The organism is Nguyenibacter vanlangensis, assembly GCF_038719015.1.
In the GTDB taxonomy this organism is placed as follows: domain Bacteria; phylum Pseudomonadota; class Alphaproteobacteria; order Acetobacterales; family Acetobacteraceae; genus Gluconacetobacter; species Gluconacetobacter vanlangensis.
Genome location: NZ_CP152276.1, coordinates 1,289,444 through 1,304,158, shown reverse-complemented (window position 1 = coordinate 1,304,158; position 14,715 = coordinate 1,289,444). Strand labels below are relative to the sequence as shown.

The window sequence follows — 14,715 nt, the reverse complement described above, 5'->3', positions numbered from 1 at the left end:
GCGGCAGGCATGGCACGGCGCGCCCCGGCGCCGACGGCCCCGATCACGGCCCCGATCACTGCCCGGATCACGGCCCCGATGGCGGCGGCCATGGCGGCGTGGCTGCTCCTGTGCCCGGCCGGCGGACGGGGGGCCGACCTCACCGTCACCGACGGCGCCTCGGTGCGCCGCCTGCCGGCCGCCGCCCTGCTGCACCGCGCCGATCTCGTCCGGCTGGACCTGTCGCGCACTACCGTGAAGCTGGGCGCCGGGGTGGCCGCCATCCCCCTGTCGCATGTCGCGCCGTGCGGCGGGCAGGCCCTCATCTTCACCGCGCGCGACAGGTTCGTGGCCGGCGTCCCCTGTGCCGCCCTGCGCGCCGCGCGCCGCCGCGGCGTCACCGCCTGGATCGCGATCGCCGAAGGACCCTGGCCCGGCAACAGCCTGGCCGATCTGGGGCCGTTCGCGCTGGTCTGGACCGGCGCCGATGCCGCCGCCATCCCGCGTGAGGACTGGGTCGAGCAACTGGTGGCGATCGGGCAGGGCGACCCCGACCCGCTGCCGGCGGCGCCCGCCGGCACGCAGGCGGCGCGCGGCCGCGCGCTCTTCGCGGTCGACTGCCTGCCCTGCCACCGGCTGGACGGCATCGGCCGGGGCACCAAGGGCCCCGACCTGGGCCAACCGATGAACGTCACCGCCTACCTGACCCAGGCCGGCTTCCATGCCCTGGTCCGCGACCCGCGCGCGGTCCGGCACTGGCCCGCCCAGGCCATGGCGGGCTTTCCCCCCGATCTCATCGGCGACGACGGAATCGCCGCCCTATGGGCCTATCTGCAGCTCGTCGCTCCCCGCGCCGCGCCATGACGCGCGCGAAAACGGGGCAGGAATCACGGAAGGGTTTGACCGCATGCCGGACATGATGCCGCGCCGCCTCTGGCAGGATATGAAATCGCGCGAATTCCGCGCGCTGTCGCCGCACACGGTGGCGATCCTGCCGGTGGCGGCCATCGAACAGCACGGGCCGCATCTGCCGGTCTATGTCGATGCCTGCATCAATCGCGGGCTGCTCGACCTGGCGCTGGCGCGCGCGCCGGACGACCTGCCCGTCACCGCCCTGCCCATGCAGGCGGTCGGCAAGAGCGACGAACATATCGCCTATCCCGGCACCCTGACCCTGTCGGCGCAGACCCTGACATCGGTGCTGCTCGACCTGGGCGCCAGCGTGGCCCGCGCCGGCGTGCGCCGCCTGGTGCTGCTGAACTCCCATGGCGGCCAGCCGCAGATCCTCGACATCGTCGCGCGCGAATTGCGGCGGACGCACCGGATGTTCGTCGTCACCGTCGGCTGGGGCCGCTTCGGCGTGCCCGACGGCCTGTTCGACGCCGACGAACTGCGCTTCGGCATCCATGGCGGCGATGTCGAAACCTCGCTGATGCTCCATCTGCGCCCCGACCTGGTGGACATGGCGCGCGCCGGAAATTTCGTGCCCTGGCCGCAGGAAATGGCAAAGGATTTCCACTGGCTCGAGGCCGAGGGCAGGGTCGGCTTCGGCTGGCACACCCAGGATCTGCACCCCTCCGGCGCGGCCGGAAACGCGGCGAACGCCACGGCGGAAAAGGGCCGCCTGATCGCCGAACGCCAGGTGGCGGGATTCCTGGAATTGCTGGCCGAAATCGCGCGCTATCCGCTCGACCGCATCCGCCCGCCCAGCGACGATCTGGGGATCTAGCGATGAACCATGGCGCGATGAACCATAGCGCGATGAACCAGGCGACGGACCGATTCCTCGCGCTGGTCGGCGACGTGCCGGCCAGCACCGATCCCGCGACGATCCGGCGCAAAAGCCGCGATTTCTATTGGTACAGCCCCATCCTGCGCGAACAGCTCGACGGGCTCCAGGCCGATTGCGTCGTCACCCCGCGCACCGAGCACGACCTGCTGGCCATCGCCCGCGCGGCGCGGCAGAGCGGCATCTTCCTGACCGCGCGCGGCGGCGGCACCGGCAATTACGGCCAGGCCGTGCCCCTGCGCGGCGGCGCGATCGTCGACATGACCGGGCTGGACGGGCTCGTCTGGCTGCGTGGCGACGTGGCGCGCGTGCGCGCCGGCACCAACATGCTGGCGCTGGATCGCGCGCTGCGCGCCCAGGGGCGCGAATTGCGCATGTTCCCCTCGACCAAGCGCACGGCGACGATCGGCGGCTTCGTCTGCGGCGGATCGGGCGGGATCGGCTCGGTCACGTGGGGCGGGCTGCGCGCGCCGGGCAATCTGCTGGCGACCCGCGTGGTGACGATGGAGGACGAACCCCGCGCCGTGGAACTGCGCGGCCCCGACACCAGAATCGTGAACCACGCCTACGGCACCACCGGTTTCGTGACCGAACTGGAACTGCCGGTCGAACCCGCCGTCGATTGGTGCGACATGGCGGTCGCCTTCCCCGACCTGACGCAGGCGGCACGCTTCGCCCACCTGCTCGCCACCCAGACCGGCCTGCAAAAGAAGCTGGTCTCGGTCATGGATTGCCGCCTGTTGCCCTATTTCGCCCCGCTGCGCAACCGGGTGCCCGCCGGCCGGGCCCTGGTCATCCTGATGATGGCGCCCGCCGCCATCGAACCCACCCGCGCCCTGATCGCGCGGGAACATGGCGAACTGTGTTATTCGTGCAACACGGCCGAGGCCGAGGACGATCCCGGGCACGTCCCGCTCTACGAACTGACCTGGAACCACACCACCCTGCAGGTGCTCAAGAAGGACCGGTCCTACACCTATCTGCAGACCGGCTTTCCGCCCGCCGACGCACTGGCCCGGGTCGCGGCGCTCGCGGCGCAGTTCCCCGACGAATTGCTGACCCACCTGGAATTCCTGCCCATGGAGGGCGGCATGTCCTGCGCCGGCCTGCCGGTGATCCGCTTCACCGATTCGGCCCGCCTGGACAAGATCATGGCCGCGCACGACGCGGCCGGAATCTCGGTGGCCAACCCGCATGTCTACACGATCGAGGACGGCGGCGCCCATCGCGGCCTCTCGCCGGATCTCGCCGCCGACAAGCGGCGATTCGACCCGGCCGGCCTGCTCAATCCCGGCAAGATGCGCAGTTTCGAGGCGCTGGCCGGGGCACTGGATGGGGCGCCGAACGGGGCAGGGCGGGCGGCCGAATCCTGACCGTCGCCCGGCCCCTGTTACCTGCCGGGCGGGGATGTGGTATTCCGGCCGCATTCCATGTGTCGAATCGGTCTGTACCTCATGCCGGGGTGACTTTGCACTGGCAACCGGGCCGCGCGCGATATATATTACGAATCCGTTATGGAATCAGGAATTCCAGCGGATATCGGCGCCCGTTCCGGGGGTGGAAAGGCGCCGTATTTTCATTTTCAACGGAGACGGGGGTTACGTTGTCGTCACGATTTATCTTCGGGCTGCTGGTCGCCAGCACGGCCTTGTCCAGCAGCATTCTCGCGGCCGGCGCGCAGGCGCAGACCGCGGCGCCGGTCACGCAGCACCATCCGCGTCACCGCCATGCGCCGGCCGGGCCGGTCAGGAAGACGGCCGCGCCCGTCGCCGCCCCCGCCGGCGCCCCCGTCGCCGCTTCAACCCCCGCGGCACGCCATGTCGCCGCGGCCGCGCCGGCGCCCAAGGCCGAAGATATCGTCGTCACCAGCCATAACCCCGTGGCCAGCGCCAACGGCGTGACCGGCCTGGCCCCCGGCGGCGGCATGATGAGCGTCGAGACCGAGGCCAAGGCCGTCACCACCGTCAGCCGCGACTTCATCGCCAAGCTGGCCCCCGCCACTTCGGCGGCGCAGATGATCCAGTTCGCCCCCGGCACCAATATCGGCTCGTCCGATCCGTTCGGCCTGTCGGACCAGACCTCGATCAATGTCCGCGGCATGAATCAGTCGGAAATCGGCTATCTGTTCGAGGGCGCGCCGGTCGCCGACATCGCGACCTATGACCCGTACACCTCGGAATGGGGCGACACCGAGAATTACGAGGAAGTGCAGCTCTCCCAGGGCACGTCGGACGTCAACGCCCCGCTGGTCAACGCCACGGGCGGCCAGATGAACGTCACGACGATCGACCCGTCGCACACCTTCGGCGGCCTGATGGATTATTCCTACGGCTCGCACAAGACCAATCGCGGCTTCATCCGCATCAATACCGGCGACATCCTCAATACCGGCGTGCGGGGCTTCGTCTCCTATTCCAACGCCACCTACGGCACCTGGCGCGGTCCCGGGCGCGGCATGCGGCGCCACGTGGATTCCAAGTTCGTCAAGGAATGGGGCGAGGGCAATTCGATCTCGTTCGTCGAGACCTATAACGAAAACAACCAGCCCAACTACGCGCCCGTCACCGCGCAGCAATGGAAGCAATACGGCGACAGTTACAATTACAGCCCGTACCCGTTCCAGTCCACCGCCGCCGGCAGCTACTGGGTGACCGAGGTCGGCGACTGGCGCAACATGATCCTGGTCGCGCCGATGCATTTCACCCTGACCCGGAAACTTTCCCTGCTGGTCGAGCCCTATTTCTACTGGGGCAGCGGCGGCGGCGGCATGGGCCAGTGGGACATGCCGATCAACAATTACAACCCCTCGACCGGACAGAACGAAAACCTGGTCCTGCCTTACCCCGGCCTGGCCTACAACGATGCCGGCACGCCCTCCTTCCATGGCGAGGGCTATTACATGATCAAGGAATTCCACCCCGGCATCAACGCGCATCTCGAATATCAGCTCGACCACCACAACAAGCTGACCCTCGGCGCCTTCCACGATTATTACGACGACGCGGAATGGACCAATATCAGTCAGCTCGGCCCGAACGGCGACCCGCCGAACACCTGGGGCTCCTACGGCTTGAAGTTCCAGAACGGGTATGAATTCAACCTGTTCCTGAACTATCACCTGATCACCCAGTCGACCGGGCTCTATGTCAGCGATTCCTCGTCCTGGCTCGACGACCGGCTCAAGGTTGAGGCCGGCTTCAAATATGTCATGATGAATCGCCAGGGTACCAATAATTACGACAACGCGCAGCCCTACAATGTCGGCGTGAACTACACGGCGCCGCTGCCGCGCGTGGCCGCCAGCTACAAGATCGACGACCATAACCAGGTCTATTTCGACGCCGCGGCCAATTTCCGCATGCCGCTGGCCTCGTCCTATTTCTCGGGCATCCCGGGCAACAGCCCGGGCATCGGCGGGTCGATCAAGCCCGAATTCGCGATTTCCGAGGAACTGGGCTATCGCCATTACGGGCTCTTCAACCTGACGGTCAGCCTGTTCAACTATAATTTCACCAACCGCAACATCACCACCAGCGTCGTCATCAACGGCAGTTCGTTCGGCGGCGTCGGGGTTAATGCCGGCGGCCAGACCGTGCGCGGCGCCGACATCGAATTCGGCCTGCGCCCGTGGCACCATATCAGCCCGTACGTCTCGGCCGAATATCTCTATGCCCGCACCGACAACAACCTGCCGGCGGTGGCCGAGAACGGCGTGGTCGACTACCTGCCCACCACGGGCAAGCGCGCGCCGCAGGCGCCGGAATTCACCACCAGCGCCGCGCTCAGCTACGACGACAGCACGTTCTTCGGCAATTTCATGTATCGCTGGATCGACAAGCAATATTCCGATTTCATGGATCAGGAATCGCTGCCCGCGCACGGCCAGATCGACATGACCCTGGGCTATCGCCTGCCCAATGTCTGGCGCCTGAAACACCCGCAGATCCAGTTGAACATGTATAACCTGGCCAGTTGGCACTACCGCTCGTCGGTCCAGAGCCTGTCGAACAACACCAACCCGGTGACGGGCGTCTACGGCAACCTGATCGACTCGGCCGGCGCGCCGACCTATCTGATCGCCCCCAACTTCGCCGCCATGTTCACCGTCACCGCCGGCTTCTGACCCCACCGGCCCGGCCCGACGGCCACGCCGAAACGACGAAAGGGTAGGGGACAGCCTCCTACCCTTTTTTCACGCATACTTTCCAACATCCGCGCACCGTCACGAAGCGCGGAAACATGCCGGACCCATCACACAGAACGCAAAAAAGCCGCCCTTTCAGGCGGCTTTTCCAGATGCATCGCTGCATGCCAGGCGGCTTATGCGACCTTGAGGCTCACAGCGGACTTCTTGCCGTTGCGTCCGGCTTCGATTTCATAAGAAATCTGCTGCCCCTCGCTCAAGGTGGCGAGCCCCGCGCGCTCGACGGCGGAAACATGAACGAACACGTCCGCAGTCCCGTCACCGGGCTGAATAAAACCGAAACCCTTGGTTGCATTGAACCATTTTACGGTGCCTGTCGTCATAACGAGGCTCCTTTTTAACATGGTGGTCACGTACAGAACACGTACATAATCGTAACTTCCAATGGGCTGAAGCTGACACAACGCGCGCCAACCCCCCACAGGAGCATCCACCGCCGCCACCATGCGCATGGCCCCGCCCCGAATGCAAGTGAAATCGCGCCTATAACGCGCGCATGATTAAAAAAAACGAATGATCGACCATCTTTCCCGTGATCAGAAGCCTGTTTTCGATCCTGTTTTTCATCGAAAATCCAGCAACGCTTTGAATTTATTTTTAATTTATAGCGCTGATTTCTATTCTTCATCCCGAAATGTTCACACCAAACGGCAACACTCCCCCCGCCCGGCGGACCTGCGGGGCAAACGCGCGGAGACCGCCCAGGGCGGTTATGTCACGGCGGTTTTGAACGGCACCCGAAGCTTGATAGGCTGCACGCCCTCGATCGCAGCAGGGACCACGCTATGGCATCCACGCATCCTCTTTCCGGCTTGATCCGCTCTCTCGCGCAGGACCCGTGGCAACCGCGTTTCGACGACATTCTTGCCGAGCATGTCGGCCCGGTCCTGCACGAAGCCGACCTGGCATTTTCCGACCTTCATGACATCCTCGGACAGGATGTGACGATGACCCTGTGGGGTTGCGCGTTCGAGGATGCCCTGACCCGGGACTGGGACGGCGAAAATCTGGTCGAAACCTACCTGAAACGTCGCGGCTGGAAGGAGGGACCGCGCAAAAGCGCCTATATGCGGGCCATGCGGTCTTCTGTCATGAGCCTCTACGAAGTCTCCGACATCAAGCCTGGACAAAGCCTGGTCGCCCGCGATCTGCTGCGGGAGTCCGAACCGGTGCTGGTTCATGAGGGCACGGCAACCCGGATGGTCAGGCAATGGGACAGGCTGGCCGCCCGGATCGTGCCCAGCGACGGCAGACACGTCTTCGCCGGCGGTCTGCTCGCCTGCTCCGCCGAAACCTGCGATCATCTTTCCCGGGCCCTGTACAAGGCACTGCAAAGAAAACGCGGCAAGGCGCCGTTTCCCAAGCTCGACACCGACCAATTGCGGACGATCGCCCCGCTCTTCTCCATCAGTTGGCTGGCCTGCGCCATGGAACGAATGGCCGCCCCGACCAGGCCCCCAACCCTGTTCAACAGCGACGGGGATGAGATCGCGCTGCATGACATCCGTTTCCCCCTCGCCAAGGGCGTCACCCAGAAGACAGTCGCGGCCCGGCTGGATACCATCGCCGGCCTGCGCTCCGAGAGCCGCACATTCTGGAATTGGGTCACGAACGCGCCAACCGCTCCCCCCATCGTCCCACCCGGCCCAGGTCCTGCAACCCTGGCCGCGCCGGGGCGGGCACTGACCTTGATCAGTTCCATGGATGACGGGGCCACCGTGCTGGGGACCCTGCAACTCAAGGGCCGCCAACTGCACCTGGACGTCAACTCGGCACGGCGGGCCGAACGGGCAACGGCAATGCTTGGCCACGCGCTCGGCCCGCTCGTCGGCCCGCCGCTCACCCGGATCACACCCCCCGAACAGGCGCTCATGGACCACACCCATAGGGACCACACCCAATCCGGCGGCGGCGCCGCCAGACCGGAAGACGCCCTGTCCCTCCCGCCAGGCGAGAAGGAACGGATTGTCCGCGAATGGATGGATCGACACTACCGCCAAACCCTGGACCAGCCGCTTCCCGCCCTGGATAACCAGTCCCCCAGACAAGCCGTCCGCACGGCCGCCGGCCGCCGGAAAACGGTGGAATGGCTCAAATATCTGGAAAACGCATCCGCCCACGGCCACGCCGCCGGCGACATGGCCGGCTACGATTTCGGCTGGATGTGGCAGGAACTGGGCCTTACCACATTCCGCAAATAGCTCTGCCCTGCCGACCTGACCGGAGGCGGGGAGGGGAGACGTGTCGCTTTCTGAAGAAAAAAGGCCCCCGGGTGGACATGCTGCCAGGACTATGGCTTCGATGCCCCATCAACGCAGCGGCAAGGCGGGATAGCGATGCACGACGATCGGAGAAAGTTCTGGCAAACCATATCGACCAGTTCGCCGCGCCCATCCCAGCGATTCCCTCCCGCCCGTAATGTCCGGGATGCGGGGGAAAACGGTATGTCCGCTTGACGACGCAAATATATGATACGCTGACTTCAGACGAGGCACGTTTATGGTCGATCTACTTGTCACTTATCTTCAAATGACCGAACCACCACGAGGCGAGCCTCTTCATATACCGGATCTCGAGACGTCTATTACGAGAGAAGTTCCGCGCGCCGAAGCCTATCTTCTGCTGTATCGTGCGATCGGTGATTACGTGCAATGGGATCACCGCTTACGTATGTCCCATGACGAGTTGGTTCAGTTTCTCAATGCCACCTCCAGCCATATTTATGTACTTAGATGGAATACCGAGGCAGTGGGTCTGTGTGAATTTGAAGGCGTGGGCACACCTGACATCGAACTCGTTCATTTTGGAGTTGTCCCTGCCATGCAAGGACGCGGACTTGGCCGATATCTCCTAGACCGAGCACTACGCGCGGTTTGGTCATATGGGCCTCGTCGCATATGGCTCCATACAGACACAAACGATCATCGCAATGCCATCTCCACCTACATGCGAGCAGATTTTAAGATCTACAAACGTCAAATGGAGACATTCGATGATTAAACAATGTAAAGCCATTATAGTTAATTTTCGCATGTATCTTGAAATAAGGCACCTCCCACTGTTGTCATATTGAAACCAGCAGTGCGGATACTTCCGTTACATTATTGATACTTGGGAAGGCGACTCTATCAACAATTGCCATCGCGGTCAATGCCGAGGAAACGCGCCGCATCGGAGGTACGTAGGAAAAGGGGCAGTAACTGTCAGGTTGTAAGACGTCATCAGGATGGTGTCGTGTGGGCTGTTACCGCCCGCTGGTTTGACGTTGACGCTCGGAGTGATTGCTGATGCACCAGATCCACCCGCAAGCCCGGACGACCCCTTCTGTCCGGGCCGAAATCGCGCGGTCCACGGAAGCAACCTGCGTGCTGGCGCGCCGCTTCGACCGAGAGCCGTCTTGACCCTTGCTCTCCGGTACATTCTACTTGCAAGATGACGCTGAAACGTAATTATCGAGAAAGCCTCGGCGTTCTTGGCAACGGTAATTTCGTAGTATTCCTCACCGCTACGTTCCTATCCAATATGGGGAGTGCTCTGGTCCCGGTAGCATTATCTTTCGCCCTGTTCGCCAAGGGGGCCGGGGCAGGGGGTGTGAGCGCGGTGCTCTCTGCCGAAATTCTTCCAATGGCGTTGCTGTTGCTGTTCGGAGGAGTCCTTGCCGATCGGCATCCACCGCGTCGTATCATGGTGGTTGCCGATCTAACACGGGCTTTGGCGCAGACTGCGCTTGCCGCGTTGTTGTTTAAATCTTCCCTGTCGTATGTTGCAGTTGTTCCGCTTTCTGCACTCCTCGGCCTCAGTAATGCATTGGATGCACCCGGCCGCAATCGACTGCTGACCCAGATCGTGCCTGCTGCGCTGTTGCCGAGCGCCAACTCGTTGATTATGATGGAAGTTTCTTTTGCGGGGCTTTTGGGTCCGGCCATCGGAGGGTTATGTGTTGCCAGTATCGGCGCAGGATGGGCGGTTGCGCTGGATGCGCTCAGCTATCTGGCCAGTGCGGGCTTGCTGTCGGCACTGACGCCAGAAAAAGGATTGCCGGCCGAAGAGAATGAACCGGGCATGCTGACTGCTTTGCGCGAAGGGTGGACGGCGTTCGCCGGCATGCCCTGGCTGTGGATGATGGTTTGTCTGTTTGCCGTGATGCAGACCCTATCGTGGGCCCCCACGGAAATCCTTGGTGCGTCGCTTTTTTCTCGCCGAGTGCACGGTGCTCCACATTGGGGTTTTCTTCTTTCAGCGATGGGAACCGGTGCCACGATTGGCGGCTTGATGGCTTTGCGCCTTCGGCCAAAGCAGCCCGTCCGTGCAGTCCTGTTGTGGCTACTGCTCTATCCGCTGACCCCGGCATGCCTGGCCGGTTCGTGGCCGTTCTGGGCGCAAGGGCTTTGCTTTTTCCTCGGTGGGATCGAGATGGCAAATGTCAACGTCGTCTGGGAGAGCACGCTTCAGCGCGCGATCCCGCCTGAGATGCTTTCCCGTATGTCCGCCTATGACGCCCTGGGTTCGTTTTGCCTGATGCCCCTGGGGTATGTCCTGGCAGGTCCGATGGCCTTGATCTTTGGCACGGGCGGAACATTGTGGCTGGGCGCAGCTATCGTAACGATATTCATCATAGCGCTGCTACTTTTCGGTAAAGTGCAGAGCGTCGCATTAGCCGATTTCCCGTAAGCCGGCACCCGATACTACAGCCGCTCGGAAATTGCGATGTCCGCTGTCGAACGCTCACGGAAAAACAGTGTACGTCCTCCATGCGGCGTAGTGAGACAGGCTCACCGTGCTGCCGGGCAGGTGCCGTCATGCGGTCGATGGACGGCAACGAACGCGCCGATCGACACCTTATAAGGCCGCAGGAGCCCGTTGGCATAATCGGCCTGTTCCACGCGGAAAGCCGCGGTATCGGCCGGTTTCGCGCGCGGTGTCGTGACACTCGAGCGGGCGCTGGAGAAATACAATGTCTGCCCATCCGGCGACAGACCGGTCGCGACCTCGTTGCCGGTGCTGTTGATCGGGGCATCAAAATGCAACGGCGTACACCAGCCGGTTGTGGTTCGGAACGCGATGAACAGATCCTTCGCGCCCAGCGTGCCCGCACGGTTGCTGGCGAAGACGATGAAGCTCTCGTCCGGCGCGATGGTCGGATCCATGTCATGGGTCGTCTTATCCGCGCCAGGGATGACGATGGGCGACGGTACCGCAAACCCATGACCAGCCGGTGCAGCGCGATAGATCGCCGTTCCGGTTGCGCCCATCTTCATGAAATACACGACGCCGGTCCGGGTGAAGCTCGGGTAAAGGTCATTGTCGGTCGCCAAAGCTGGCTCGGGCAGGGCCGGCGTGGTCAGGTCGGCCTTGAAATCGTAGCGATACAAGCGATAGACCGCTCCGGTGGCGGGACGGATCGAGGCGAACACGACCGACGCGCCGTCAGGGGACACGGCCGGGTCGGTGTCCTTGTCCACGCCGGAGAACGGCGCGACTTGCGGGGCGGACCATATGCCGTGCTGTTGCGTCGCCGCGAAGATGGTCAAGCCATCCCAGGTCGGCTGGCTTTTGGAGAAGTAGACGGTGTGGCCGTCCGGCGTGAATGCGGCGTTCAGAGTAAAGCCCGGGTCGCTGGAGAACGGCTGAAAGACACCGAACCCGGCGGGGGAAACCGGAGAAATCTCCCCGGCGCGCACAGTCTGCGTCATGCCGGCGAGAAGAGCCAGTCCGATGCCCCATCGTGCCGACAAGGAAGGGCGTGCCATGGACGTTGCCTGTCTCCTTGGTGAGCGTTGACGCGATGCCGTCGCCGCCGTAACGTTCTGGCAGAGACGGTAACCATGAACTGTCCGCGCCGAAACATAAATCATAATGAAATTACCGAGAGGTAATGCGCGACAACTCTCGTATGGTCGTTGCTGTGATATGCCTGATGCAGATTGACAACCCTTGTTGAGACGGCATTTTATGGCCCCTGCGAACCGGATTTTCCTGGCAATTACCTGCGCGACCGTGCCGATTTTCCCCTGTGCCGCCGCGCCGCCGCCCGATGGAGCGCCCGCCATTTCAGCGCATGGAGCACCCGGCTGCGCCGGCCTCACGCCCCATGCATGCATTGGCATCGCGCTCGAAGCCATGGGTGGCGCGAGTCGCCTGGCCGGCGTGCGAACGGCACGATATGCGATCATCGGCCATCGTGAGGAAGCGGAACAATCCTATCGCCAGGCGCCGTTCCAGATCGAATATGGTCGGGAGACCCGGATCGTCGATTATCAGCATGGCGCCGTCGATCGCGTGCATGAGTCCGTTTTTCCCTCGACCGCACCGGACGAAAATATCGACAAAACCCATGTCGTGGTGTCGGTAGCCGGCGCGGTCGTGAAAATGCCAAGCGGTGACAGGCCGGCCGCCAGGCAAACCCGTGAACAGGCTGACGATATCCTGCATGACGAACCCATGATGGTGCTGCAGGCCGCGGCAAAGGCGCCCGATCTGCGCTATGCCGCGCCCGAATGGCTGCACGCGGCACCGCATACGGTGGTGACATTCACGGATCGCGGGCAGCCGGTTCGTCTCGTCCTGAATGCCCGAAACCATCTGCCCGACGCGATCGAGCGGACCCGGACGTTCGAGGATTTCTGGAACGTCTGGGGCGACGTAAATCAGCGCATCTATCTCGACAGTTGGCAGGACGTCGGCGGCGTACTTTTCCCGGCGAGCCGGGTCGATCAGCGCAACGGTTTGGAGATCGCTCACGAGCAATATCTGGACGTGCGATTCGATCCGGCTCTGGCAAGCGACCCCTTCCCCGTCGATTCAGCGGCGGCGGCCAAAAGCCTGCGGTCGCCGGGATGGGACCGGCCGTTTCCACCACAGGCGCAAACGATCGTTCCCGGGGTCTGGCTGTTCCAGGGGGCATGGAATGTCAGCGTGATCGAACAGGATGACGGCCTGATTCTGCTCGAAGCGCCGATTTCCGCGTCCTATACGGCACAAGCGCTGGATGCCGCCGCGCACCTCGTGCCGGGCAAGCCAATCAAGGCCGTGATCTCGACGACGGATTCCTGGCCACATGTCGCAGGACTGCGGGAAGTAGTGGCACGGGGTATTCCGATCTATCAGCTCGATCTGAACCGACCGCTGCTGGACCGGTTGGTCGCCGCTCCCCATACGCTGCTCCCCGACGACCTTGCCCGGCATCCCAGGCCACCCCAATGGCACATGGTGGATCGGGCGCTTGCGATTCCCAGCCCTCACAATCCGATCATGCTGATCCCGATCCGCGGGCCATCGACCGAGCGGCAATACATGGTCTATTGGCCTGACGCGAAACTGCTCTACGCAAGCGACACGCTGGTGCTGAACCCGGACAATTCATTGTATGATCCCGAACTGATGCATGAAGTGGCAAAGGCGGTTGCGCGGGCACATATCGCGCCGCGGACCATCTACGCGATGCATCAGCCGCCAATGCCGTGGGGTCGGGCGATGGGGATGGTGCCGTAAAACCTGGCGTCCACTATCGGGAAACGCATGGACTTGTATCTGCAAAGAAAATGCGGCAAGGCGCCGTTTCCCAAGCTCGACACCGACCAATTGCGGATGGTCACCCCGCTCTTCTCCCGCAGTTGGCTGGCCTGCGCCATGGAACGAATGGCCGCCCCGGCCATGCCCCCAACCCTGTTCAACAGTGATGGGGATGAGATCGCGCTTGTACGACATCCGTTTCCCCCTCGCCAAGGGCGTCACCCAGAAGACGGTGGCGGCCCGGCTGGATGCCATCGCCGGCCTGCGCTCCGAGAGCAGCACATTCTGGAATTGGGTCACGAACGCGCCAGCCGCTCCCCATCGCGCCACCCGGCAAAGGTTCCGCAACCCAGGCCGTGCCGGGGCCGGTGGTGACCTTGATCAGTTCCATGGATGACGGGGCGGGCCACCGTGCTGGGGACCCTGCAACTCAAGGGCCGCCAATTGCACCTGGACGTCAACTCGGTACGGCGGCCCGAACGGGCAACGGCAATGCTCGGCGATGCCCTCGGCCCGCTCGTCGGCCCGCCGCTGACCCGGATCACGCCCTCGAACAGGCGCTCATGGACCACACCCACATAGACCACGCCCAATCCGGCGGCGACGCCGGCCGCACAGACGGACATCGTATGCTGGCTTGCCGCACCGGCGGTCGGTTCCTTTGTATATTACGGTCCTGCTGACGTGGGTGACGACCGATCGACGTAGGTCGTTGTCCAAGGCCCAGTCGCCGTACCGATGATGATGGTGTCCGTATCGGAGCCATCGAAATGCACGACCCCAGCGGGAACAATGACGTAACTTCCTGCCGGATAGGATCTTGCTCTGGAATGATCGAAGCTGCTGCCATACCCAATTCGCAAGATCCCTTTTGCGACAAAGACGCGAGCCGTTGCACTGTGGCTATGAGGAGCATCCCAGACACCGGCGGGAATCGAAAACGCATAGGAAAAGGGCGCCCGCCCTTTGTCGCTTTTACCTTCTAGCTGGGCATATCGCGTTCCATCGGGTGCTGTTACTTGCCACGGTATGGCGTCTGGCGTCCATCCTTGATGCTGTGTCGCAGCCGAAGCATTGGTGCAGGCGAGTGACGAAATAATCAAAACGATGGCGTGTATCTTCATGACGATCTCCTTGCCGTCACGAGTTAGCTGTTGGCACGGGGAAATGCCTCCCGCTTCTTGCGCTCGAATTTTTTTTCATAACGGGTGGATGGATCGACCCGTTATGC

14 protein-coding genes are annotated in these 14,715 nt (G+C 63.1%); 10 read left to right on the top strand and 4 right to left on the bottom strand.

What is annotated here, in order from left to right; all coding sequences use genetic code 11:
- Positions 1–9 precede the first annotated feature (9 nt).
- The 4 genes from AAC691_RS05915 to AAC691_RS05900 all read left to right on the top strand — a co-directional run bounded on the left by AAC691_RS05915 (position 10) and on the right by AAC691_RS05900 (position 5,891).
- Entirely contained in the window at positions 10–843 is an 834-nt protein-coding gene (locus AAC691_RS05915) for a cytochrome c (RefSeq protein ID WP_342629299.1), read from the top strand.
- Between the two features lie 43 nt (positions 844–886).
- Positions 887–1,708: a creatininase family protein gene (locus AAC691_RS05910; RefSeq protein WP_342629298.1), complete on the top strand. Its 822-nt coding sequence runs from the start codon at positions 887–889 to the stop codon at positions 1,706–1,708.
- A gap of 2 nt (positions 1,709–1,710) precedes the next feature.
- Positions 1,711–3,141, top strand: a complete 1,431-nt coding sequence (locus tag AAC691_RS05905) for an FAD-binding oxidoreductase (protein ID WP_342629297.1) — start codon at positions 1,711–1,713, stop codon at positions 3,139–3,141.
- A 230-nt stretch (positions 3,142–3,371) separates the two neighbouring features.
- Positions 3,372–5,891, top strand: coding sequence for a TonB-dependent receptor domain-containing protein (locus AAC691_RS05900; protein WP_342629296.1), 2,520 nt, complete (start codon positions 3,372–3,374; stop codon positions 5,889–5,891).
- A 197-nt stretch (positions 5,892–6,088) separates the two neighbouring features.
- Here the strand turns inward: AAC691_RS05900 and AAC691_RS05895 are convergent, their stop codons facing one another.
- The gene (locus AAC691_RS05895; protein WP_176638897.1) at positions 6,089–6,295 is read right to left on the bottom strand and encodes a cold-shock protein; all 207 of its coding nucleotides are present in this window, start codon (positions 6,293–6,295) and stop codon (positions 6,089–6,091) included.
- 190 nt (positions 6,296–6,485) lie between these two features.
- Here AAC691_RS05895 and AAC691_RS05890 point away from each other — a divergent pair, with 190 nt between their 5' ends.
- From AAC691_RS05890 to AAC691_RS05875, 4 genes are all read left to right on the top strand, one after another.
- Positions 6,486–6,788: a hypothetical protein gene (locus AAC691_RS05890; RefSeq protein WP_342629295.1), complete on the top strand. Its 303-nt coding sequence runs from the start codon at positions 6,486–6,488 to the stop codon at positions 6,786–6,788.
- Positions 6,758–8,173 carry a hypothetical protein gene (locus AAC691_RS05885; protein ID WP_342629294.1) on the top strand — a complete coding sequence of 472 codons (1,416 nt, stop codon included), beginning with the start codon at positions 6,758–6,760 and terminating at the stop codon, positions 8,171–8,173. Before AAC691_RS05890 ends, AAC691_RS05885 begins: the two co-directional genes overlap by 31 nt.
- Positions 8,174–8,471: 298 nt before the next feature.
- Complete coding sequence (locus AAC691_RS05880) at positions 8,472–8,972, top strand: GNAT family N-acetyltransferase (protein ID WP_342629293.1); 501 nt, start codon at positions 8,472–8,474, stop codon at positions 8,970–8,972.
- A 432-nt stretch (positions 8,973–9,404) separates the two neighbouring features.
- Positions 9,405–10,643 carry an MFS transporter gene (locus AAC691_RS05875; RefSeq protein WP_342629292.1) on the top strand — a complete coding sequence of 413 codons (1,239 nt, stop codon included), beginning with the start codon at positions 9,405–9,407 and terminating at the stop codon, positions 10,641–10,643.
- A 101-nt stretch (positions 10,644–10,744) separates the two neighbouring features.
- On the opposite strand, the gene AAC691_RS05870 is transcribed toward AAC691_RS05875, so the two are convergent.
- Both AAC691_RS05870 and AAC691_RS05865 read right to left on the bottom strand, forming a co-directional pair.
- The gene (locus tag AAC691_RS05870; RefSeq protein WP_342629291.1) at positions 10,745–11,653 is read right to left on the bottom strand and encodes a hypothetical protein; all 909 of its coding nucleotides are present in this window, start codon (positions 11,651–11,653) and stop codon (positions 10,745–10,747) included.
- A gap of 370 nt (positions 11,654–12,023) precedes the next feature.
- Positions 12,024–12,404 carry a hypothetical protein gene (locus tag AAC691_RS05865; protein WP_342629290.1) on the bottom strand — a complete coding sequence of 127 codons (381 nt, stop codon included), beginning with the start codon at positions 12,402–12,404 and terminating at the stop codon, positions 12,024–12,026.
- Positions 12,405–12,413: 9 nt separating this feature from the next.
- On the opposite strand from AAC691_RS05865, the gene AAC691_RS05860 reads away from it, so the two are divergent.
- A complete protein-coding gene (locus AAC691_RS05860) occupies positions 12,414–13,463 on the top strand; it encodes a hypothetical protein (protein WP_342629289.1) in 1,050 nt (349 codons plus the stop codon).
- Between the two features lie 205 nt (positions 13,464–13,668).
- A complete protein-coding gene (locus AAC691_RS05855; protein ID WP_342629288.1) occupies positions 13,669–13,881 on the top strand; it encodes a hypothetical protein in 213 nt (70 codons plus the stop codon).
- 271 nt (positions 13,882–14,152) lie between these two features.
- Here AAC691_RS05855 and AAC691_RS05850 read toward each other — a convergent pair whose 3' ends face one another.
- Positions 14,153–14,608, bottom strand: a complete 456-nt coding sequence (locus tag AAC691_RS05850) for a cupin domain-containing protein (protein WP_342629287.1) — start codon at positions 14,606–14,608, stop codon at positions 14,153–14,155.
- Positions 14,609–14,715 lie beyond the last annotated feature (107 nt).

Coding starts and splice junctions, on each gene's coding strand:
- AAC691_RS05875 (WP_342629292.1), top strand. CDS start 9,405: ATGACGCTGAAACGTAATTATCGAGAAAGCCTCGGCGTTCTTGGCAAC.
- AAC691_RS05910 (WP_342629298.1), top strand. CDS start 887: ATGCCGGACATGATGCCGCGCCGCCTCTGGCAGGATATGAAATCGCGC.
- AAC691_RS05865 (WP_342629290.1), bottom strand. CDS start 12,404: ATGCAGGATATCGTCAGCCTGTTCACGGGTTTGCCTGGCGGCCGGCCT.
- AAC691_RS05905 (WP_342629297.1), top strand. CDS start 1,711: ATGAACCATGGCGCGATGAACCATAGCGCGATGAACCAGGCGACGGAC.
- AAC691_RS05880 (WP_342629293.1), top strand. CDS start 8,472: ATGGTCGATCTACTTGTCACTTATCTTCAAATGACCGAACCACCACGA.
- AAC691_RS05885 (WP_342629294.1), top strand. CDS start 6,758: ATGGCATCCACGCATCCTCTTTCCGGCTTGATCCGCTCTCTCGCGCAG.
- AAC691_RS05860 (WP_342629289.1), top strand. CDS start 12,414: ATGATGGTGCTGCAGGCCGCGGCAAAGGCGCCCGATCTGCGCTATGCC.
- AAC691_RS05850 (WP_342629287.1), bottom strand. CDS start 14,608: ATGAAGATACACGCCATCGTTTTGATTATTTCGTCACTCGCCTGCACC.
- AAC691_RS05895 (WP_176638897.1), bottom strand. CDS start 6,295: ATGACGACAGGCACCGTAAAATGGTTCAATGCAACCAAGGGTTTCGGT.
- AAC691_RS05890 (WP_342629295.1), top strand. CDS start 6,486: ATGATCGACCATCTTTCCCGTGATCAGAAGCCTGTTTTCGATCCTGTT.
- AAC691_RS05915 (WP_342629299.1), top strand. CDS start 10: ATGGCACGGCGCGCCCCGGCGCCGACGGCCCCGATCACGGCCCCGATC.